This is a genomic window from Sphingomonas sp. So64.6b (genome assembly GCF_014171475.1).
Classification (GTDB): domain Bacteria; phylum Pseudomonadota; class Alphaproteobacteria; order Sphingomonadales; family Sphingomonadaceae; genus Sphingomonas; species Sphingomonas alpina_A.
Genome location: NZ_CP048817.1, coordinates 1481145 through 1501595, shown reverse-complemented (window position 1 = coordinate 1501595; position 20451 = coordinate 1481145). Strand labels below are relative to the sequence as shown.

Annotated in this window: 15 protein-coding genes and 3 pseudogenes; 5 read left to right on the top strand and 13 right to left on the bottom strand. The window is 62.5% G+C overall.

Annotated elements, in window-relative coordinates; genetic code table 11:
* Positions 1 to 52 precede the first annotated feature (52 nt).
* The gene (locus tag G4G27_RS07215; protein ID WP_183112702.1) at positions 53 to 1327 is read right to left on the bottom strand and encodes a HEPN/Toprim-associated domain-containing protein; all 1275 of its coding nucleotides are present in this window, start codon (positions 1325 to 1327) and stop codon (positions 53 to 55) included.
* 378 nt (positions 1328 to 1705) lie between these two features.
* Between G4G27_RS07215 and G4G27_RS07210 the strand changes: the two are divergent.
* Positions 1706 to 2350 (top strand): annotated as a pseudogene (locus tag G4G27_RS07210) (DNA ligase D); the annotation flags it as partial.
* Between the two features lie 27 nt (positions 2351 to 2377).
* On the opposite strand, the gene G4G27_RS07205 reads toward G4G27_RS07210, so the two are convergent.
* The 8 genes from G4G27_RS07205 to G4G27_RS07170 all read right to left on the bottom strand — a co-directional run bounded on the left by G4G27_RS07205 (position 2378) and on the right by G4G27_RS07170 (position 10622).
* On the bottom strand, positions 2378 to 2938 hold the full coding sequence (locus G4G27_RS07205) for a transcriptional regulator (RefSeq protein WP_183112701.1): 561 nt from the start codon (positions 2936 to 2938) through the stop codon (positions 2378 to 2380).
* 262 nt (positions 2939 to 3200) lie between these two features.
* Positions 3201 to 4121 (bottom strand): nucleotidyltransferase and HEPN domain-containing protein, encoded by a 921-nt coding sequence (locus G4G27_RS07200; protein WP_183112700.1) that lies wholly within the window; start codon positions 4119 to 4121, stop codon positions 3201 to 3203.
* Positions 4122 to 4416: 295 nt separating this feature from the next.
* Complete coding sequence (locus G4G27_RS07195; protein ID WP_244624594.1) at positions 4417 to 4893, bottom strand: RES family NAD+ phosphorylase; 477 nt, start codon at positions 4891 to 4893, stop codon at positions 4417 to 4419.
* 119 nt (positions 4894 to 5012) lie between these two features.
* A complete protein-coding gene (locus G4G27_RS07190) occupies positions 5013 to 7847 on the bottom strand; it encodes an N-6 DNA methylase (RefSeq protein WP_183112698.1) in 2835 nt (944 codons plus the stop codon).
* On the bottom strand, positions 7844 to 8302 hold the full coding sequence (locus tag G4G27_RS07185) for a hypothetical protein (protein WP_183112697.1): 459 nt from the start codon (positions 8300 to 8302) through the stop codon (positions 7844 to 7846). The genes G4G27_RS07190 and G4G27_RS07185 overlap by 4 nt, the downstream gene beginning before the upstream one ends.
* A gap of 121 nt (positions 8303 to 8423) precedes the next feature.
* On the bottom strand, positions 8424 to 9200 hold the full coding sequence (locus tag G4G27_RS07180) for a VOC family protein (RefSeq protein ID WP_183112696.1): 777 nt from the start codon (positions 9198 to 9200) through the stop codon (positions 8424 to 8426).
* A gap of 121 nt (positions 9201 to 9321) precedes the next feature.
* Entirely contained in the window at positions 9322 to 10053 is a 732-nt protein-coding gene (locus G4G27_RS07175; protein ID WP_244624687.1) for an ADP-ribosylglycohydrolase family protein, read from the bottom strand.
* Between the two features lie 101 nt (positions 10054 to 10154).
* Entirely contained in the window at positions 10155 to 10622 is a 468-nt protein-coding gene (locus tag G4G27_RS07170) for a DarT ssDNA thymidine ADP-ribosyltransferase family protein (protein ID WP_183112694.1), read from the bottom strand.
* A 220-nt stretch (positions 10623 to 10842) separates the two neighbouring features.
* Here G4G27_RS07170 and G4G27_RS07165 point away from each other — a divergent pair, with 220 nt between their 5' ends.
* From G4G27_RS07165 to G4G27_RS07150, 4 genes are all read left to right on the top strand, one after another.
* Positions 10843 to 11226 (top strand): transposase, encoded by a 384-nt coding sequence (locus tag G4G27_RS07165; RefSeq protein WP_183112693.1) that lies wholly within the window; start codon positions 10843 to 10845, stop codon positions 11224 to 11226.
* Complete coding sequence (gene tnpB / locus G4G27_RS07160; RefSeq protein ID WP_183112692.1) at positions 11223 to 11570, top strand: IS66 family insertion sequence element accessory protein TnpB; 348 nt, start codon at positions 11223 to 11225, stop codon at positions 11568 to 11570. Before G4G27_RS07165 ends, tnpB begins: the two co-directional genes overlap by 4 nt.
* Positions 11571 to 11631: 61 nt before the next feature.
* A complete protein-coding gene (locus G4G27_RS07155) occupies positions 11632 to 13185 on the top strand; it encodes an IS66 family transposase (protein WP_183112691.1) in 1554 nt (517 codons plus the stop codon).
* A gap of 76 nt (positions 13186 to 13261) precedes the next feature.
* A complete protein-coding gene (locus G4G27_RS07150; RefSeq protein WP_183112690.1) occupies positions 13262 to 13522 on the top strand; it encodes a hypothetical protein in 261 nt (86 codons plus the stop codon).
* A 212-nt stretch (positions 13523 to 13734) separates the two neighbouring features.
* On the opposite strand, the gene G4G27_RS07145 is transcribed toward G4G27_RS07150, so the two are convergent.
* The 4 genes and pseudogenes from G4G27_RS07145 to G4G27_RS07130 form a co-directional block, all read right to left on the bottom strand.
* Positions 13735 to 14757 carry a 3'-5' exonuclease gene (locus G4G27_RS07145; protein WP_244624686.1) on the bottom strand — a complete coding sequence of 341 codons (1023 nt, stop codon included), beginning with the start codon at positions 14755 to 14757 and terminating at the stop codon, positions 13735 to 13737.
* Between the two features lie 10 nt (positions 14758 to 14767).
* Positions 14768 to 15916: pseudogene (locus G4G27_RS07140) on the bottom strand (IS3 family transposase).
* Between the two features lie 59 nt (positions 15917 to 15975).
* Positions 15976 to 16833 (bottom strand): annotated as a pseudogene (locus G4G27_RS07135) (IS630 family transposase); the annotation flags it as partial.
* Positions 16834 to 17097: 264 nt separating this feature from the next.
* On the bottom strand, positions 17098 to 20427 hold the full coding sequence (locus tag G4G27_RS07130) for an error-prone DNA polymerase (protein ID WP_183112688.1): 3330 nt from the start codon (positions 20425 to 20427) through the stop codon (positions 17098 to 17100).
* Between the last annotated feature and the right edge of the window lie 24 nt (positions 20428 to 20451).

Below are 20451 nucleotides of genomic sequence, written 5' to 3'. Positions count from 1 at the left end.
ACCAATGCCTGAATTGGTCACTCGATCGGATCACGAATAGTAATGGCGCCGATCATCCGTCAGACAGATTCTCACGTGGGCTCTTCATCCGCGGCTCGGTCCCGGCGAACTGCGCGCCAATCGCATCCACCACCGTCGCGAGTACGGGAAAACATTCACGCGCTTCGGCAGAGCCAGCGCACTCTCCGAGGCGCTCCAAGAAACGTCGCGCGATTCCATCTTTGTCCTCGACCGCGCCTTGATAGCGTCCAAGCTTCTGGTGGTATCCGGTCCATCGCACAGGTCGGAGCTTGCCCTCAGAGTTGCTTAACGCCTCGGCGCCCAGATACATTTCGATTCCGCAGGCCATCCCATTGATGTCCATCATCGACACGCCCTGCGGTCCGAGAGTCGGATAGGCTTTCGCGAACTGATTCTCCGGCAGCGTCATAACACGTACGTGGTCAGGCAGGCGTATATTGCTGAGCGTGCCCATGGCAGCAATGCCCGCGGTGTCATTGTCAAAGATGGCGATCACACGCTGACTGATTCCACCTCCAACGAAGGAGCGAATTGTCTTCGGGAGCATATCTGCGCTTCCCTCGATCCGCAGCCCTTCGAAGTCGAGGAATCCATAGAGGCTGGCGAGATGCGGCGAGATGGCCTCGAACGCTGCGCGCAAAATACGCGTGTCGGTCTTGCCCTCGGTGAGAAGCAGAATGGAGCCGTAGAGCGAGTGTTCATGGGCCCAACCGCGCCGAGCCTCGTCGCAGATCGCCTCAGCACCTTCGTAATAGCCAGCGTCAATAAGGTCGGTGACGTCGAGGATGGCTTCCTGTGCACCGGGCAATGCATCGAGCAGTCCGCGAAGCATGTATCGTGGATCCGAAAAATAGGAGCCTAGGCCGCTTCGTAGGCCATCGGAGATCCGTTCCGCATCTGGATCGCCCGGAAATTTGTCAGCGCTCCAGACCTGGAAGCCTTGGGGAACGAGGCGCGCGACCGCGGCGCACCAACGGTCATAAGTCCAATCCTTGACGCGCTTCCGATCCGTCTTCGAAAAACCTGCGCCAAGATAGAGCTCGTACTCCTCGGAGAGACCTCGCGCATAATCGGCGCGCGCGTGGGCGACCGTGTAGCCCATAGCGTCGAGCCTTTCGCGCATCGCTTGGGCATCAACCGCGTAGATGATCGTCTTTTCGAGTTTACGCCCGCCATATTGCGGCCGGCGCATCCTGCGCTTCTGCCGATCTCGCTCGTGAAAAACCGAAAGCGTCGCATCGTCCACATAGCTTTTGGTACCCCAGAAGCTAAATCCATCAATCGATACGTTACAGCTGCTACCCATCTTGCCACCATGCCTTGCAAGCGGTCTTCTCGCAATTCTGCGGAATTTAGGGGGTCCGCTTTCGGGGGCTTCGTCGATGAGGTCTGCACGACCGATTTTGGGGCGCAATTCCGACCTGCAATCTATGGGGCGCTCGTCCAACATCCATCAATCCGCTGAACCTCCGACTCACTTGGACGTTCTCGTTTCGTGCTGACCAAGGAGAGAGTCATGTCGAAACGCGAATTGATCGATACCGGCACCGACGAGCGCTACGTCCGGCGCGACGACGAGGGCCAGTTCAAGGAGTCCGACGATGTCGGCCGGTCGCTCGCGAAGGATGTGCAGCAGCACGCCAAGAGCAAGGCACCGAAGGGTCAGGGCGACCGCGGCGACCATGTCGGCATCCTGGAGAAGGACGGGCACGAGGAGCCCTATCTCTTCATCGATACCGCCGACGGGCTGCTGACCTGCGTCCAGATGGGCACCATCGAATTCCACGGCTGGGGCGCTCGCATCGAGGATGTCGAGAAGGCGGACCGGCTGGTGTTCGACCTCGACCCGGACGAAGGGCTCGATTTCGAAGCGGTCCGCAAGGCGGCATTCCATTTCCGCGATATCCTGCAATTGATCAGGCTCGAGACGTTCCCGATGGTGACCGGCGGCAAGGGTATCCATGTCATTGCGCCGCTCGTTCCCAAGGCCGAATGGCCGGAAGTGAAGGACTTCGCTCACCGCCTGGCCCAGGCGGTGGCGCAGAGCGATCCGGAGAATTTTACTGCCGCTTTACCGAAGGTCCAACGCAAGGGCCGGATCTTCGTCGATTATCTGCGCAACCAGCGCGGTGCGACCGCTGTGATGCCCTATGGGGTGCGGGCCCGGCCCGAGGCGCCGGTCGCCGTGCCGATCACCTGGAAGGAGATGGAGACGATCGACAAGCCGTCCCATTTCCATATCGGGGATGCTGCCGAGCTGGTGAAGCGCGCAGGCTCGAAGGCGCTGTCCGGCTGGGGCCGTGCCGACCAGGTTTTGCCCGACCTATAAGGCTCACGCCTGGAGTATGAATTTGCCTCAGTGCCGACCCTGCTCCGCCGCGAGGGCGCGCGCGGCCGCCCAGACTGCGAGCCAACGGGCACGTTCAGCCTCGGCAGCCGGCAGGGCGCGATGCGCCGGCGCGTCGCCGGTCGCGCCCCCATCATATCGGGCAAGAATCCTATCGACCGCGCTCGCGAGCATCTCGTGCGGGACCGTTTCGCCCAGGATCGTCGCCGCGCATTCCCGCAGTGCCTCGTCGGTCCGGCGGAGCCGGAGGCTATGCCGCGGCAATCCCGCCGCCCGCAGCAGCGCGCTCAGCCATTTGCCGTCCCAGGACGGCGCGCTCGCAAGGAGGTCATGCCCTGCGAGGACGTCCATCATCCGTTGCGCCACCAGCCGGTGCGGCGTGCCGTCGAGCAGCAAGGTCCCGCGATCGATGCGATGGATTGCCTCGGCGTCCGCATCCGAGTCGGTCCAGTCCGGCGCGGGCATGATCAGGTGGCTTTCCGATCGACCGTTGGCAAATACCCACGCTACCTCGATCGGGTAGCTTCGCTTGGCGAGCGAGGATGCTTCAAAATCGAGGAACACCAGCATGCCGCCATAATGGTCATGCGAGGGCAAGGCTGCATATAGAGAAAGGCCGCCCCTCTCGGGACGGCCTTTCCATTGTACATCCGAACGCGGACGGCTCAGCCGAGCCGGACCCCCGCGGTGGAGGTCATGCTCGAAAATCCTGCCGCGCGCGGCATGTGACAATGAGACATCTGACCACCTCCTTTCCGTTGTTGAACGATGAACAGGAGGTCGGGGCTTGGCCGCCCGGATTCAAGGCCAGGGCGCTGAATTTGATAGCAATTTACGCTCCGGCTGCCGCACGCAACTCCTCCAGGCGCTCTCGCGAAACGTGCGCGACAATATCCCGAAGCGCTCGGACACAAGCCAGGATCGCGTCCAATTCCTCGAAGCTGATCTCATAGGCTGTCGAGTAGCGGGCCTCGACATAGGCGCGCTTGAGCAACTGAAACCGCCGTCGGTCTAGCCGGCTGTCGCGCGGCCAGGCCTCTATCAGCCGCGGTTCGTTGTCCTCAGCGAGGGAGCGCAGAAACTTTATGTTGTGTGACTTTGGGAAGTAAAAAGTCCGCACGAGCAGGAAGCAAATATATGCTCGTTCAGTGGCTTGATGCAGCATGAAGGCAGCGTCCTTCCGCCACCCCTCATCGTCGCCTCCCTCCCTCAGCTGCAGTTCGACGGTCCGGATGGAGCGATCGACCTTGTTCAGCCAATCCTGGAAATAGGCCGTTGCCATCTGGAAGGCGTCGGCAGGCGTTAACGGCATTGGCGTCGCCAGCGGATGGCACGGCAGTTCGTAGAGGATGACCCCATCCCGGGCGATGTCGACCCAGAAATACTCGCCCCGCTTAAGAGACTGGTTCACTTCGTCGAGCGAATGGACGATGATGTTCACCGGTCGCGCGATGGTGGCATCGCGCAGGATACGATCCTCAGCCACGTACCAGTAATGGGCGATGTCGGTGAGGTCGTCATGATTGACAATCACCAGTAGGTCGAAGTCCGACTGATACCCGCTATCGCGATCATCGACCCAATCGTCGCGCGCGTGCGATCCAAATAGGACGATCTTGAGAATCTTGCCGTTCTTGCGGCTTGGCGTCGTCGCCCTGCCGATCGCCTCGGCAAACTCCTCCATCAGTACGCGCTGGACCCGTTCCAGTTCGCCCTGTTGGACTGCAGGCAGATGATCCACGTCATTCTTCATCAAGGGAATCTTCGGCGAGCGCAGCCCGAATGGCAAGCGCGGGTTGGCACCACGATCGATTGGGCGATAGGAAGAGCGCGTTCGGCGGCGTCGGATGGCCCCCACGGGCGCGCGTTTTCAAGCGCGGTTCTCAACTTCCGGGGTCGCCGGACACCGAATTGACCCAACCTCAAACATCAACGAGATGACGCTCCGCGCCATCTCAACGGCGTAATAACGCGTCCTCCACTCAAAGGCGGTCAACGGTGGGCGGACGGATCGCGGACCGGATATCTGATGGCGAACTACATCGACACTAGAGAATTACTTCTACACTCAGAGCTGCAAGTGCATCGGCGAGACGCCGCGCGGCAGGCAAAGCCCGCGCAGTCCCGGCCGTCATTTTTGATGCGACGGCGCGGTCGAATACCGCGACACAGTTCGCGCCAGTCAGCCGCGACCGGTAGAGGAAGCCATCGAGCGCGGTGTGGTCATGGATATACTGAGCGAGTTCGCGAGATGCAGCCCATCCGTCGTCCTCTCCCCTGGCGCTTGCAATGTCGGTCGACACTCCGAGCTGGAAGCATCCATCTGTGCGGAGGTCGACTAGGTCGAGCAGGGCAGTGGCAGTTAGCGGAGCTACGCACGAGCCCGCGAGTTCCGAGGTGAACAGGCGCCGAACAGTCACCCCCTCGAATCTGTCGCGGATGATTGTCTCGGCGACAGCGGCTGCGAGCGACGCCGCTGCATACAGCGTGTTAAAGTTACCTTTGAGGCTGCTGAATCGTGCCATTCCTGGGCCAGTGCCTAGGGGCGTGCTTATGTGAGCGAGGGGGAAAACGCGCTGATATGCCTTTGGCCTGAAGGCAGACGTGACCTTTGTTAGGGCGGCCGCCTCAAGCGTCATACTATTCAGCGAAAATCGCGTTCAATGAGGAGACGCAGTTCCTCAACTCCGCGCATCTTGAGAATATGAAGCGGGGTCTGGCGATCAAGCCGAATATGCGGTTGCGTCAACCAAAGCCACGCTACACGCGCATCGCCAATGCTTGAGACAACCTCATTCAGCTCCGCAACAGGCGCGCCGTCAACGAACTGTTCGATCGGAAAGAGAGTGGCGCCCTCTCCATCGGAAAAGCCGAGAACTTGGCCCGCGCGAACCCATGCCGCTAGCTCAGCTGCGGGAACCGCCAACGCTTCACGCAGCCCCGATTCGGGCAGAGCAGGCCCAGCCCAATTTTCGACCGGCACAACCTTCGCGATCGACCTTACCTGTCGGGCGGCTTCCTCGTCGGAAAGCGGGGCCTCTAGCTCCTCACCATGATCGACTTCGACTGGAGTTTCGACGAAGAGAGGAAGGGCGGGCGCAACGCCGCTTACGAGCGTCTTCCTAGATCGCCGGCGCGACGGAACGCCGCGGACAGGACGCTCGTTCGTCCCGAATGCCGCAAGAAGATCGCGTCTCAGATCCGCGCTCAGGCCATATGCGTCAATTGTCAGCGCGTCGATCGCTGATAGCAGTGAAGTCAGATCTTCAGGTTTGCTTTCCGCTCGCTGTGCTGCTGCAGCATAGGCGCGACTGAGATCGCCAAGCGTTTCGGGTATGTGCTTTGGGACTGGCGCTCGTTCGATCGTACGGATACGGAATCTCTTGTCGAAAGAATGTTCGGCAAGAAATGCGTTGATCACCGGGCCATTTAGCAGCGCGGCTACCGCGTCAAGGTCGATATGGGCGTGGCTCAAGACCGGCCAGAAGGCAATGAGTTGCTGAGAGGCGCGTCGTCCATCGCGGTCGACGGCGGCCGCCAAACGCCAATAACCGCGACTCAGTCGGCCAGCGTTGGCCAAGATCTTGGGTGCACTCCAGTCGTAGGTATCGCCCCACCGGATTGCTCCGGGCCCAGCATCGAGAAATCGGGGAGCGCCAAGAACAAATTGGTCGAGAGCACTACTGTCCATATAGCCGGGGACGCGGTCCTTGCCCGGCAGGTCGAACCCCCGGGGAGTCGTCTTCAATTCGCCGTGCCAGCGCAGCCCCCAGTGGCCGTGGACTAAATCCCCTAGACGTGGAAATTCCTGCAGTGCGCTCCACACATGCTGGAGCGGCGGCGACCAGAGCGTTCCGTCACCGGTCGCCGGTTCATCGCGCGTTTCTTCCGAAACATGCGAAGGCATGCGATCTACCGCGAAGCGCTTCTTGTCAGCATCAAAGACCGCGCTCGACCGGAGGCGCTGCGCCGTCCCGGTTTCCCTCAAGTCGCGGGCAATCAGCAGCGCGGTGTCGAGCTGAGAGACATTGAACACGCCGTCCGGCAGCGAGACGAGCTCAATTTCACGATAGAGTTCTTCGACCTCACGGCGCTGCGCGCGATAGCGTCGGTCAACTAGCATCGTATTCGGCACCACGAATCCGAGCATCTTCGGCTTGGCCTGCAGGGCGGTCGCAAGTGCGAAGACCGCCTTCGAGCCATCTACCGCATGAGCATCGGGATATTGCGCTCGTTCGTCGGCGGTGAATGCCTCGAACGGCGGATTGCACAGGATCACGTCCTGGCCCTTGAGGCGGTCCGAGAGTGTGCCCCTAGAAAATAGGTCCTTCTCTTCGATTTGCCACCCGTTGGCATTGGGATAGTCCGCCAAGATCAGGGATAGCTTGGCGACCTCACAGGCGAACGGATCGATCTCCGCGCCACCGATATGTCTGATTAGCAGATCATGCCGCTGCTTGTCAGTCCAGTTATGCGGCAAGCCATCGCGCATCTGGCGGAGTGCAGAGCCGAGGAAAACGCCAGCACCGGCGAAAGGCTCGTACACATTAAGCGGCTCGGTGCCGAACTCCCAAAGCCTGAAGCGGTCAAGAACATAGTCGGCGACGTGCCGCGGCGTACTGTGTGTGCCGAATTGCGCACGCGCTTGCGGTGTGACGAGCGTCGACTCATACACATAAGCAAGATCATCGGCAGAGATATTAGCGACGTTGAAGCCCGTGCGGAACGCACTCCAGACGGGGCCAAGCATCGCTAGAGTACGTGCTGGCCAGATCTGCGCGTCTTTGCCGAGAGAGTAATAGTCGCCCATCGCGGAAAGCACGTCGGCCACATTATCCGCATCCCAAGATTGGGCGCGGAGGTTCTGCCGATCAGTCAATATCTTTGCGGCGAGCAAACGGAAAACGCCGCGGAACAGAAGGCGCATCGCCTCGCCATTGCTGACGTGTCGTACGTCCGCGACCGCCTCCCGGATCAGGCGATCGAGTTTGGTATGTATCTCTCCCTCTATCGCCGGAATGAGGCCGATATCTACAAAGTCGCGTTGGTATTGAACGTCGACGCGCCCAATCGATTTTGCGCGATGGATGACGTCCGGCGCCCACTCGTTCCTATGCCGATGAAATGTCTCGGATAGGCTATCGACGGAGAATCGCTCGAGCAGTCTCGGCGCCTTGCGAGCATAAACCTGCCAGCATGATACCTGGTCGCCTTCAACCACGAAGAACAATGGCGCCCCGAGCGCGCGGTGGCTTTCAACCAAGGCCTGGGCAACATCCGCAGTTCCCTCTGCCACCGCAAATGCGGCCGAGCGATAGGATGGCGGTGTCTGTGTAAACGCCACCATTGGAACTGAGCGCGTGCCGCCGGAGGCTACCCATACATCGCTATAGGCGTACTCTCGACGCACGGCATCGTCGCGATACCCAAGCATCGCCGTTTGCTTTGCGACCAAATCGAGGATGCTTGCGAGGCTCACGGCCTGCCGCCCGCGACCATAGGGGGAAAGGCGAGATCATGCTGAGGATCCCTGCCAAGAGCCAGCAAGCGCTCACGTAGTGCAGCAACCAGCGGCGCGAGTTCAACGACCACTGCCAGCGCGCAAGCCGGCACGCGCTGTTCGGAGTCGACGAGCACAACGCGGCCCTGAGCGGGAATTAGCACGAGATGAGCACGTTCAAGGCGAGGCCATGAGTGTGCGCTGCAGAGCTCAAATAGCGCTTCTGACACGGGCGAAAATGCCGAGACCGACATCTGCAACGCTGTCGTGCCGGCCTGAACGACCGCTGCCGCCAGGAGATCGCCGGCGTTGAAGCAAGCCGATCGTCCCGCCTCCGGATTGAGGTGGGGCAGTGCAGAACGATAGGTACGCCACTGTTGCTTGCTAAGCGAGAGCGCTGCCATCACCTGCCCTGGTGTGTAGAGTATGGACAAGGCGCACTCCAGAATGTTGGTGTGCAACACCCTAGATTGCGGACTAGCAGCTGTAAACGGTACAAATTGTGAACGCACCTTCGTCGAAGCTGCCCACACGAATGGACCTGGCTTTGCTCGGTCACACCGTGCGATCGGACCTCTGAAATAATTCAAGCGCGTAGCCATCCGGATCGGAGCAAATAAAGCGCCTCCGGTCACCGCGAGCGATGATGTCCGACTCAATTACCCATCCGCCGGCTACGAGGCGCGATTGGCAGGCATCCACATCAACGACCTCGATGTAGATCAGCACATTGCCGGCGCCAGCGGCGTTTGGTTGACCCACACCAATCGCTAGACCGCCGCCGAAGTTGATCGACTTGAGGGTCTCCCTGCTGATCGCGATGCCGAGCAAATCGTGGTAGAAATGCCGTGAACGGCGCAGATCCGTCACCGCAATTCTGATGCCGACCTTGATCTCGCTGGGCTCGGCCTGAGACCGTAGCAAATCCGGCTGATCTGCTGTTTGTTTGCGGAAGCTCTTCAGGAAGTAGGTCTGCCCATCGCGGGTGTGAGCAATGAAGCCTACCGCGTGAGTTGACCGAACCTTCGATATCAAGCCGGGCCACCGCGCGATGGAGGCGTCGAGTCCGTTTGGCAGAGTCACCTCCCCCACCTGCTTCTTTTCCAACGCTTCCACGAAAGCGGTCAGCGTCTTGCGGCTGACTGGACCCGCATCAGAGTGGGACGTTTCCTCGTCCGAGAGGAGGTCTTCAGCAACCCCCTCAAGAAATGCCTCGTCCTGGATGCCACCAGCATAACGTTTAAGCCATTTGCCGGCGATAGCCGCGCACAGTAGGGCACATGTCATTGAGGCAAGAGTGTCCGTGTCGGCGCCTACGGCCAGAGCCGCCACTCGAAGGCCCTCGTCAGGATCAGCCGCGTGGCGGGACGCAAGATAGAGCGCACCTGCTGTCGTGACAGTGCCCGCCCCGTTTATACGTTTGTCGAAGATGCCGAGCGCATTGAGGCACTCCTCATCGAAGCTGGCAGCGCCGGCGGCGAGCGCTTCCCCCCCCCCGCTGGAGAAGCGTGCGCTGTTCGATGACCGCTTCGTTCCATACCGACAAGTATTCACCGGAACGGTCGGCCGCGGCCCTCCAGTCCGCCCAACGCTCAACGATATTGGGAATCGCGCCCCATTCCGACTCGCTCAGCTTCGTTTTATCGAGGATCTCCCCAAATCCCAACGTGCCACGATGGCGGATTGAGACCCAAAGCGCGTAGGCATAGGCGAGTGCTCCGACGAGGGCACGAGGATGCCCGTGGGTGCAAACGCCATCTGTCACCACGTCTTGTGCAAGTACCGAAAAGTCCGGATCGGTGGCTCGGCGGATGACATGCGGCAAGATCCGCATGGCCACACCATTTCCGCCAGCCTCGAAATACCGGGCCGCATCAGTCGATTTGCCGTTCCATGGGGCGCGACCACTGGCCCAACTTCCGGCCGATCGTTTAGTCGCACCTCCTCCGCCCCGTTCGTAGAGGGTCCAGAACGGAAGCTCCTGATGGGCGAACGTCTCCCACCATTGCCGACGACTTCGGATGATGCTTCGCCCGACAGCGATGATCATCTGGGTGTCGTCGCTGTAACTGCCGGCCTCAATCCGTTCCTCGTAGGCTTGAAAGCGGCCACCTGAGCGCTTCGTCCATCGAACGAAAGCAAGCTCTGGCCGGCTGCCCCTACCGTCGCTTCGTCGCGCCCGCATTTCGTGGGGCCAACCAAGTGCGTCGCCAATCGCGGCGCCTAGGAGCATTGCTGATCCGCGCTGCCTTAAGACGTGATCTTTGGGATCTGCGTGCTCGGTCGTCATGACGCTAATGATGTCTCCACGGGTCGCTTGCCGCTTCGGATCGCACGGCTTAGCGAGGTTTTGTCGAATAGCTCGGGCGCGACCACGAAATTCAGTCGATGCACGTCGACACCGCAGTATTCCAGCCTGAGTCGCTCCTCTAGGCCTTGGGTATTCGTGCTGACGCCAATGCCGATAATGTCCTCCGCTGGAATACGCCCCCGCACGAGCACCTCCGCCTGGTCATCAGTCGGAGAGCAGGGAAGGTGTCTAGGCAAGCGCGTTAGTGTCCTATCATATGCACCTACCAGGGATGCCGGAAACATTGCGTCGAACGCGTCGACCCCGGCCGCGAGATGGCGTCCGCAGCCTGCAGCAGCGTTGCGCGGCGAGAACAGAGTGCCCTCGGCTTCTAAGTGGTGGGGCTTGACGAAGAGGACGACCCAGTCGGGGAAGAGAACTTCGTTCTGGCGCGCTTTGGCCATGTACCACCCGTTGGGATACTCGATCGAGCAGCAGATGTGATCCGTGTGATTGTCAAGACGAAGCAGATCCGTGGGATTGAAGAGGCGTAAGCGTGGCCTGAGGGCCGCCTTGCAGGATGCTTGGCCGGCGGGCTGATTACCGCTCTTTGAGCGGAGCATCATGGCAGACCAGATCGTAGAGCCAGCGGACGAACGAGCGAGTAGTCATACGAGTGGTCGTATGAGCCGTCGGATCCAGATCGTCGGGCGCGTGTCGGGTCGGCGGCGCTGGACCGTGGAGCAGAAGCTGGCGATCCTGCGCGACGCATTCGGGCCGGAGGGTTCGGTTCGCGCAGCGATCGAGCGTCATGAGGTTGGCAGCGGCGCGATCTATACCTGGCGCCGGCAGGCGATGTCGGGCGCACTGACCGGAAGAGGTGCGCCGTCCCAACCCAGCTTTGCCGAGGTGCAGATCGCCGAGGCCGTGGCGATGTTGCCGCCGCCGGTCGCCCAGCCAGACCTCGGTAGGATCAGGATCGAGTTACCAACCGGCGTCCGGTTGACTGTCGATGCATCGGTCGATGCCGACGCGCTGTCGCGGGTGATCGGCGTCCTGGCGCGATGATCCCGCTTCCCCCTTTGACGCGGATATTCCTGGCATGCGGCGCGACCGATATGCGCAAAGGGTTCGACGGACTGGCGGTGCTGGTGCAGCAGGCATTGCAGCAGAGCCCGCATTCCGGCGCGCTGTTCGCGTTTCGCGGCAAGCGCGGCGATCTGGTCAAGCTGCTCTGGTACGACGGACAGGGATTGTGCCTGTTCTCCAAGCGGATGGACCGCGGCCGGTTCGTGTGGCCGTTGACCGCGACCGGCTCCGTCGCCATGACCGCAGCCCAGCTTTCGATGCTCCTCGAAGGGATCGATTGGCGACGTCCGGAACGTACTTTCGTGCCGTCGCTGGCGGGCTAAAAAGCACCGGATTCAGGCGGTTTTTCTGGCTCGAAGACGCCCGATCTGATATGTAATCACAGTGTCGGACGCAGGCTTTTCCTCCCCTGACAAAGACGCTCGCATCGCCGAGCTCGAAGCCGCATTGGCGTCGGCCCGCGCCGATATTTCCGCGCGTGACATCCTCATCGACACGCTGCGCGTGCAGATCGCCCGCCTCAGGCGGATGCAGTTTGGCACCTCCTCCGAGAAGCTCGCCCACGAGATGGCGCAACTGGAGTTGGCGCTCGAAGAGCTTGAGGCCGAGGCCGTCGTGGCAAGCACACAGCGTGTCGATCCGCTCAGCGCGGAACGGCCAGCACCGATCCGCGCCCTCCCGGCACACCTGCCGCGCGAGGAGCAGCGGATCGAGCCCGAGCAAGGTAACTGCACCTGTCCCGATTGCGGCGGTGCCTTGCGCCCGCTGGGTCAGGACAGTGACGAGATGCTCGACGCCGTGCCCGTCCAGTGGCGCGTCGTGCGCACCATCCGCCCCAAGTATAGCTGCCGCGCCTGCGACAAGATCGTGCAGGCCGCCGCCCCGGTGAAGGCGATCGCGCGCGGCAAGGCGACGTTCGCGACGCTGGCCCACGTCGTCGTCGCCAAGTTCGACCATCACCTGCCACTCTACCGCCAGGCAGAGATGATGGCGGCCCAAGGGATCGAGCTGGATCGCTCGACGCTCGCCGGCTGGGCCGGTCAGGCATCGGCGCTGCTCGATCCGATCGTCAGCCGCATCCGCGAGGTCGGGCTTACCGCCGCCAAGATCCACACCGACGACACGCCCGTGCCGATGCTCGACCCGGGCCGCGGCAAGACCGCGACCGGCAGGCTATGGGCCTATGTCGTCGATGATCGCGCCGCCGGCGCCGCCAGTCCGCCGCTCGTCTGGTATCACTTCACCCAGGATCGCACCGGTGCCCATCCCAGAGCCCAGCTCGACCGCTTCTCCGGCTTCCTGCAGGCCGACGGCTATGCCGGCTACGACCAGCTCTACGCCACCAACCGCATCACCGAGGTCGCCTGCTGGGCGCATTTCCGGCGCAAGATCTTTGACATCCACACCACCAGCCCGACGCCGCTCACCACCGATCTGTTGGCGCGGATTGCCGCGCTCTATAAAATTGAGGACGAGATCCGCGGGGCGTTACCAGATGTTCGACGAAGAACCCGCCTCGAGCGCGCAACGCTCGTGATCGAGGCGCTTCGCATCGCCCTCGACGACGCGCTGCGCCGCCTCTCGCCCAAGTCCGAGGTCGCGAAGGCCATCGCCTATGGCCGCAAGCGCTGGACCGCGCTCACGCGGTTCGTCGACGACGGCCGCCTCGAGATCGACAACAATATCGCCGAACGCGCCATGCGCAGCATCGCGATCGGTCGGAAGAACTGGCTGTTCGCCGGATCGAAGGCCGGCGGCGAGCGCGCCGCCGCGATCTATACCGTCATCGGGACTTGCAAGCTCAACGGTGTCGAGCCGCAGGCGTACATCGCCGACGTCATTGCGAAGATCGCAGCAGACTGGCCCGCATCGCGTTGGGATGAGCTCATGCCCTGGAACTGGCGCCCGGACTGCCAAAGGTTCGCCCAAGCCGCATAGGCAAAGCCTTAATCGACCAACGTGGGTCGTTAAGGCTTTGCGCGGATACACGGCACTGTGCTTGTGGGAGGCGATGATGAGGCTGTTGCTTTTCGGGCTGCATATGGTGATCAGCACCTTCGTCGCGATCGTCTGCCTTTACCTGCCGGGACACAAAGAGGGCCTTCGGTTCGTCGGATATTTCTTCTACGGGCAAGCAATTATAGCTCTGATACTGAGCGCAGCAGCGCCAGCGGGCCAGCGGCTTCAGGCGATAGTCCTTGCTTTGGCAGCAACGACGTGGGGATTTTGCTGCGCATTAGTGGCTGGGATGTCGCTAGGTAATAGCTGGCTTTGATTCCCGCCGGACCATGTCTGCGAAACACCAGAAATTGCCGCTCCGCGGTTTTCAGACCACGCTTACGAAGAGGCCGCGGTCCGCGTCGGACAGCTGACTCGAAGGCAGTATTCCAGTGCCCTCCGCCAAGATGTGGGCGAGGCTGCGCGACGGCGTGAAGTGGCAAAGGCGAGTGATTCCGCGGGCTGCAGAGCGAGTTGCGATCGGAGAAGTCATCTCGTCAGGCTCGTGTACAGAGCGGGGTCCGCCGGGAGCAGGCGCGTACGCTGCCCGCTATGGGTAAGGAGCAATTCCTTCCTCGCCCGCGTAACGCCGACATAGAGCAGCCGGCCATCTCCCGCTGTTGCGTCCTCAAGGCCTACGGCCTCGATCGTCGCAGGGTTGGGAAACTCGCCGTCAGAGAGAAACGGCAGTATAACAACGTCAAACTCTAGCCCCTTGCCGGCATGGAGCGTCCCGATCGACAGACCGGCGCCTCCGGACCATCGAGTTAGTTTGCGGTTGAGCTCTTGTACCGATCCAGCAATTCGATCCTGTAGACGACGAGCCTGTTCGCGCGTGCGTGTCAAGATCGCGACACTGCGGCCCCGCGCTAGAACTGGCGCCCGTTGGACAAGAAAGTCCACTTCGGCGGCGGGATCGGCGAAGCTGACTAGCGTCGGCTTCGGGCCCTCCGCCACAGGATGCTGCGGACGAACTAGGTCGGCCGCCGCCTCGGCATAGTACGGCATGGTCGAGATCGCGAGCGCCAGGTCCGCGATAGCCCCGGTGTTTCGGTAATTCTGCTCAAACATCCAAATTTTTGCCGGCTTTAGGCCGGCGGACTTCCAGGACATCCGGTGTCCATATATCTGTTGAGCGACGTCTCCGAAGAACGTGAGCGATCCGCCGCGTGGGACTGCCTTTGCAAGTGCTCGCAACATTGCGGGGCTCAGATCTTGGCCCTCGTCAATAATCACGTTTCTATAGAGCCGCTCGGAGGTATCCGTATCAAAGGCGCGCTCGACAGCGCCTGCGATGTCTTCGAGATCGTACAAGAAGCCCTCGGGGGTTCGTAATCGCAGATAGGCGTTATAGACTTCCCACATGAGCGCGCGCTGGGAGCGCAGCATCCTTGCATCTCCGCGCCCCGCGCGGCTGCTGGCTTCATAGGCTTCGAGCGTCGCGACACTGTGCTGCCCGATCCATTTAATCTCGTCCTTAAAGAAGTCGATCTGAGCTGCTGCCGCTCCCATGGACACCAAGTTAGGCTACATGAGCCTGCCGCTCGAAGTCCATGGGGCTGAGATAGCCCAAGGTCGAGTGCCTGCGTGTCGGGTTGTAGAAGCGCTCGATGTAATCGAACACGTCTGCCTTTGCGTGATTGCGCGTTCGATATGTCTTCCGGCCGATCCGTTCGGTCTTCATCGACGAGAAGAAGCTCTCCATTGCCGCGTTGTCCCAGACGTTGCCCGACCGGCTCATCGAGCAGGTGACGCCATTGTCGGCCATCAGCCGCTGGAACTGCTCGCTCGTATATTGGCTGCCCTGGTCCGAGTGATGCAGCAAGGCGTCAGGCTTTCCACGTCGCCAGATCGCCATCATCAGCGCATCGGTCACGAGCTGGGCGGTCATGGTATCGCTCATCGACCAGCCGACTACACGTCGGGAGAACAGGTCGATGACGACAGCGACGTACAGCCATCCTTCGGCGGTCCAGATGTAGGTGAAGTCAGCGATCCACCTTTGGTTGGGTGCCTCGGCGGTGAACTGGCGGTCGAGGATGTTGTCGGCAATGACCGACCGCAGGCCATCATCCTTGGGCAGACCACGACGTCGCGGGCGCGCCTTTCAGGCCGTGCACACGCATCAGCCGTTCGATGCGATGCAGACCACATGACAGGCCTTCGGCCAGAAGATCGTGCCAGACCCGGCGCGCACCATACGTCCGATAGCTGGAAATGAAGCTGGCGCGCACCTTGGCACCGAACTCCTCATCGCTGCGGGCGCGGGCACTGGGTGCCCGGACCAGCCAGGCGTGAAAGCCGCTGCGCGAAACACCGAGCGTCTCGCAGATCCACGATACCGGCCAGATCCCTCGGTGCTTCGCTACGAACTCGAACTTCATATCGAGTCCCTGGCGAAGTAGGCCGCCGCTTTTTTTAGGATATCGCGCTCCGCCTTCATCCTAGCAAGCTCGCGGCGCAGCCGCTCAATCTCTTGCTGCTCCGGCTTCATCACGCCGTGGCCGGGGAATGCCGATCCCGGGTCAACCTGCTGCTCGCGCACCCACTTGCGCAGCACGTTCTCGTGCAGGTCCAGATCGCGAGCCGCTTGCGATACCGATACTCCGCGTTCCCGGACCAACTTTACTGCCTCGAGCTTGAACTCGCGGCTGAACTTCCGTCGTTGCATCTCCATCCTCCAGTTCCAAAAACACCTTATCTCGGTGTCCACGGAACCGGCAGCAGCTCAGTTGGCGTAAAGTGAAAGGTGAAGCGCGGGTGCCGATCGAGCCACTCGCGGACCTTGGGATGCTTGTGGGCGGCGTAGTTGTCGAGGATGACGTGGACGGCCTTGCCGGCGGGGACCCGCGCTTCGATCAGATTGAGAAAGCGGATGAATTCCTGGTGGCGATGCCGCTGCATATTGCGGCCGATCACGGTCCCGTCGAGTATGTTGAGCGCCGCAAAAAGCGTGGTGGTGCCGTTGCGCTTGTAATCATGGGTCATGGTGCCAGCCCGCCCCTTCTTGAGCGGCAAGCCGGGCTGGGAGCGGTCGAGGGCCTGGATTTGGCTCTTCTCGTCGAACGACAGGACAATCGCATGGGCGGGCGGCGAGACATAAAGGCCGACGACGTCGCGAAGCTTGTCGATGAACTCAGGATCATTGGAAAGCTTGAACTGCCGAGCGCGATGAGGCTGGAGGCCGTGCGCGCGCCAGATTCGGTGAACTGAGCTGGCGCTGATGCCCGCTTCGCGGGCCATCAGCGAGGCCGACCAGTGGGTCGTCTCACCCGGGGGATCTTCATGCGTCCGGGCGACAACCCATGCGATCATCTCCGGGGTCAGAGGAGGAATACGCGAAGGACGGGTCTTGTCGCGCAGCAGACCCTCCACCCCTTCCTGCATGAACCGCTCCTGCCAGCGCCAGACGCACGTCTTGGACGTGTCAGTCCGGCGCATGATCTCGCTGGTGCCGATCCCATCAGCGCTCAGAAGCACGATCTCGGCACGCCAGACGTGCTTCTGAGGGGCGTTGCGATCCTTGCAGATCCGATCGAGACGCTCTCGGTCTGCGGACGTGAGGCTGATGACTATACCACTGCGCATCCCCGCTGACTCGCACGGCTCCTGTCCTCTGGGAATCCCTAATCGGACTCAACCGTCAGGCGAGAACCACTAGCACCGCCGTGTGGCCAGCGCCCGCCAAGTAGATGACCTCACGTTGCTTATCGACCGGGATTGGTAACGCCACGACGATCCTTCGCTGTTGCCAGCGTTTGCCGACCCGCGTTGTCTATACCGAGTAGCGGATGGGATGTTTAGTCATGTCGGTGCGCATTAATTACACTCGAAATTTCAAACATCGCACAGCTAACGGAAATCTCGCGCCTTCACCTTGATCCCCTCGACCGACTGTCCTGGAATGATTCCCGAACCCAATCGTAGATTCGGAATGTAGATGTCGCGCGCCGCCTTGCCCAGCGGCCGCTCGCACGGATCGCGCGGATCGGGTCCCATCCCGTTCTTGACCACATCCGCGCGGCTGACCCGGTAGATATCGGCGACATCTGCACGGCGCCCGACGCTGGCGAGCATGCCGGACAAATCGTCGAGCCGATGCGCGATGACGTGGATGACCTCCCCCTCGCGCTGGACCTGGCCGCGCACGCCCATCATCGACGCGCCAAGCACCGTGCGGCGATTGGCCTCGAACGTCCTGGTCCAGACGACGAGGTTGGCGACGTCGGTCTCGTCCTCGAGCGTGATGAACATGACGCCCTTGGCGGAGCCGGGCTTCTGGCGAACGAGCACGATGCCGGCGAGCTCGACATAGCGGCCGTCGCGGATCGTGCGCAGCGCCTCACAGGGCGCAAACCGCTTCGCCTTGAGCTCGTCGCGCAGGAAGGCGAGCGGATGGGCGCGAAGCGACAGGCCCGAGGCGCGATAGTCCTCGACGACCTCTGCGCCCTCCCCCATCGGTGCAAGTACGACCTGCGGCTCGATCGCTTCCTGGCGTAGCTTGCCGTCGCGCGCGTCCGCGGCGGCGAACAGCGGCAGCGCCGCCTCGCCCAGGCCCTTGACCTCCCACAGGCCGGCCCGCCGGCTCAGCGCGAGCGAGCCAAACCCGTCCGCGTCGCCGATCCGGTCGAGCGCGCCCCGCCCCACCCCGGCCCGGCGCTGGATTTCTTCGACCGAGGCATAGGGCGTGTCGCTGCGGGCGGCGACGATGGCCGCGGCATCTGCATTCGACAGGTCGCGCACCATGCGCAGCCCCAGGCGGACCGCCTTGTAGCGCCCGTTCGTCTCTTCGAGCGTGCAGTCCCAGCGGCTGGCGTTGACGTCGATCGGGCGGACCTCGACGCCGTGCGCCCGGGTATCGCGGACGATCTGGGCCGACGCATAGAACCCCATCGGCTGGGCGTTGAGCAATGCCGCGCAGAACGCGTCGGGGTGATGGCATTTGATCCAAGAAGAGGCGTAGGCGATCAGCGCGAAGCTGGCGGCATGGCTCTCCGGAAAGCCGTAGGAGCCGAACCCCTCGATCTGCTTGAAGGTCTTTTCGGCAAACGCCCGCTCATAGCCGCGCACGACCATCCCCTCGATCAGCTTGTCGCGGAAATGACTGACCCCGCCGGTCAGCTTGAACGTCGCCATCGCGCGGCGCAGCAGGTCGGCCTCGGAGGCGGTGAACCCGGCGCATTCGATGGCGACACGCATCGCCTGCTCCTGGAACAGCGGCACCCCCAGCGTCTTCTCCAGCACGCGCCGCAGCTCGGGGGTCGGATAGGTCACCTCCTCGAGCCCCGCGCGCCGCCGGCGATAAGGATGGACCATGTCGCCCTGGATCGGCCCCGGCCGGACGATCGCGACCTGGATGACGAGATCATAGAAGGTCCTAGGCCCCATCAGCGGCAGCGATGCCATCTGCGCGCGGCTCTCGATCTGGAAGACGCCGAGCGTGTCGGCCTTGCGGATCATCGCATAGGTCGCGGGATCCTCGGCCGGGATGGTCGCGAGGTCGAGACTCAGCCCCTTGTCCTTCTCGAGCAGCTCGAACGCGCCACGCATGCAGCTGAGCATGCCCAAGCCCAGCACATCGACCTTCATGAAGCCGAGCGCGTCGATATCGTCCTTGTCCCATTCGATCACCTGGCGATCATCCATCGCCGCAGGCTCGATCGGCACCAGCTCGTCGAGCCGGTCGCGGGTCAGCACGAACCCGCCGGGATGCTGCGACAGATGGCGGGGGGTATTGATCAGCTGCTTTGCGAGTTCGAGAGTCAGTGCCAGCCGTCGGTCGCCAAGATCGAGGTTCAATTCCTCGGCGTGCTTCTCCTCGACGCCCTCACGGCTGAAGCCCCAGACCGAGGAGGCAAGCCCGGCGGTCATGTCCTCGGAAAGGCCCAGCGCCTTGCCGACCTCGCGCACCGCGCCGCGCGCCCGGTAGCGGGTCACGACCGCGGTCAGCGCGCTGCGATCGCGGCCATAGGTCTCGTAAATCCACTGGATCACTTCCTCGCGCCGCTCATGCTCGAAATCGACATCGATATCGGGCGGTTCGCGCCGCTCGGCGCTGACGAAGCGCTCGAACAGCAACTCGGTGCGGACCGGGTCGATCGAGGTGATGCCGAGCACATAGCAGACCGCGCTGTTCGCCGCCGAGCCGCGCCCCTGGCAGAGGATCTCGCGCCGCCGCGCCTCGGCGACGATCGCATGGACAGTCAGGAAATAGGGCGCATAATCGAGCTGGCCGATCAGCCTGAGCTCGTGCTCAAGCTGGCTGCGCACCGCATCGCTGATCCCCTCGGGATAGCGGAGCGGTGCCTTCTCCCATGTCAGGCGTTCGAGCTCCTGCTGCGGCGTGCGGCCCGGCACGGCGACTTCATCGGGATATTGATATTTGAGCTCCGCGAGGCTGAAGGTGCAGCGCGCGGCGAACTCGACGCTGCGCGCGACCGGCCCGGTGTCCTTGAGATAGCGGCGGAACAGCCGCTCCATCTCCTCCGCGGGCTTGAGGTGCCGGTTGGCGAAGCGCTCGCGCCGGTCGCCCAGCGTGTCGATCGTGCATTTCTCGCGAATGCAGGTGACCACGTCCTGGAGCAGCCGGCGCTCGGGGCCGTGATAGAGCACGTCGCCGGTCGCGACCGTCGGTACCCGCGCCGCCGCCGCCATCGCCGCCAGGTCGCGCAGCCGCACCGCGTCGCGCGGCTGGCGCCGGATCGACAGCGCGAGATAAGCACGGTCGCCGAAGATGCGCGCGGTGCGGGCGAGCGCGGCCTCGGTCGTCGCATCGGCCCGGTCAGGCGCGAGCAAGGCGATCAGCCCCTCGTTCCAGTCCTCGACGTCGGACCAGTCGAGATGGCAGGCGCCCTTCCCCGCCCGCCCCTTGCCGATGCTGAGCAGCCGACACATCCGGCCATAGGCGGCGCGGTCGCTGGGATAGACGAGCAGCGCGTTGCCATCGCCGAGATCGAGGCGCGTGCCGACGATTGAACGCACGCCGGTCGCCCGTTCGGCGTCCCAGGCGCGGACCAGCCCCGCGACCGAATTGCGGTCGACCACGCCGAGCGCGGGCAGGCCGAGCAACGCCGCCGCCGCGAACAATTCCTCAGGCGAGGAGGCGCCGCGCAGGAAACTAAAATGGGTGGTGACCTGCAACTCGACATAGCGCGCCGCGGCGTCGCCCGTCGCCGCGATCATGCCGCCCGTCCCTGCCAGGCCGCT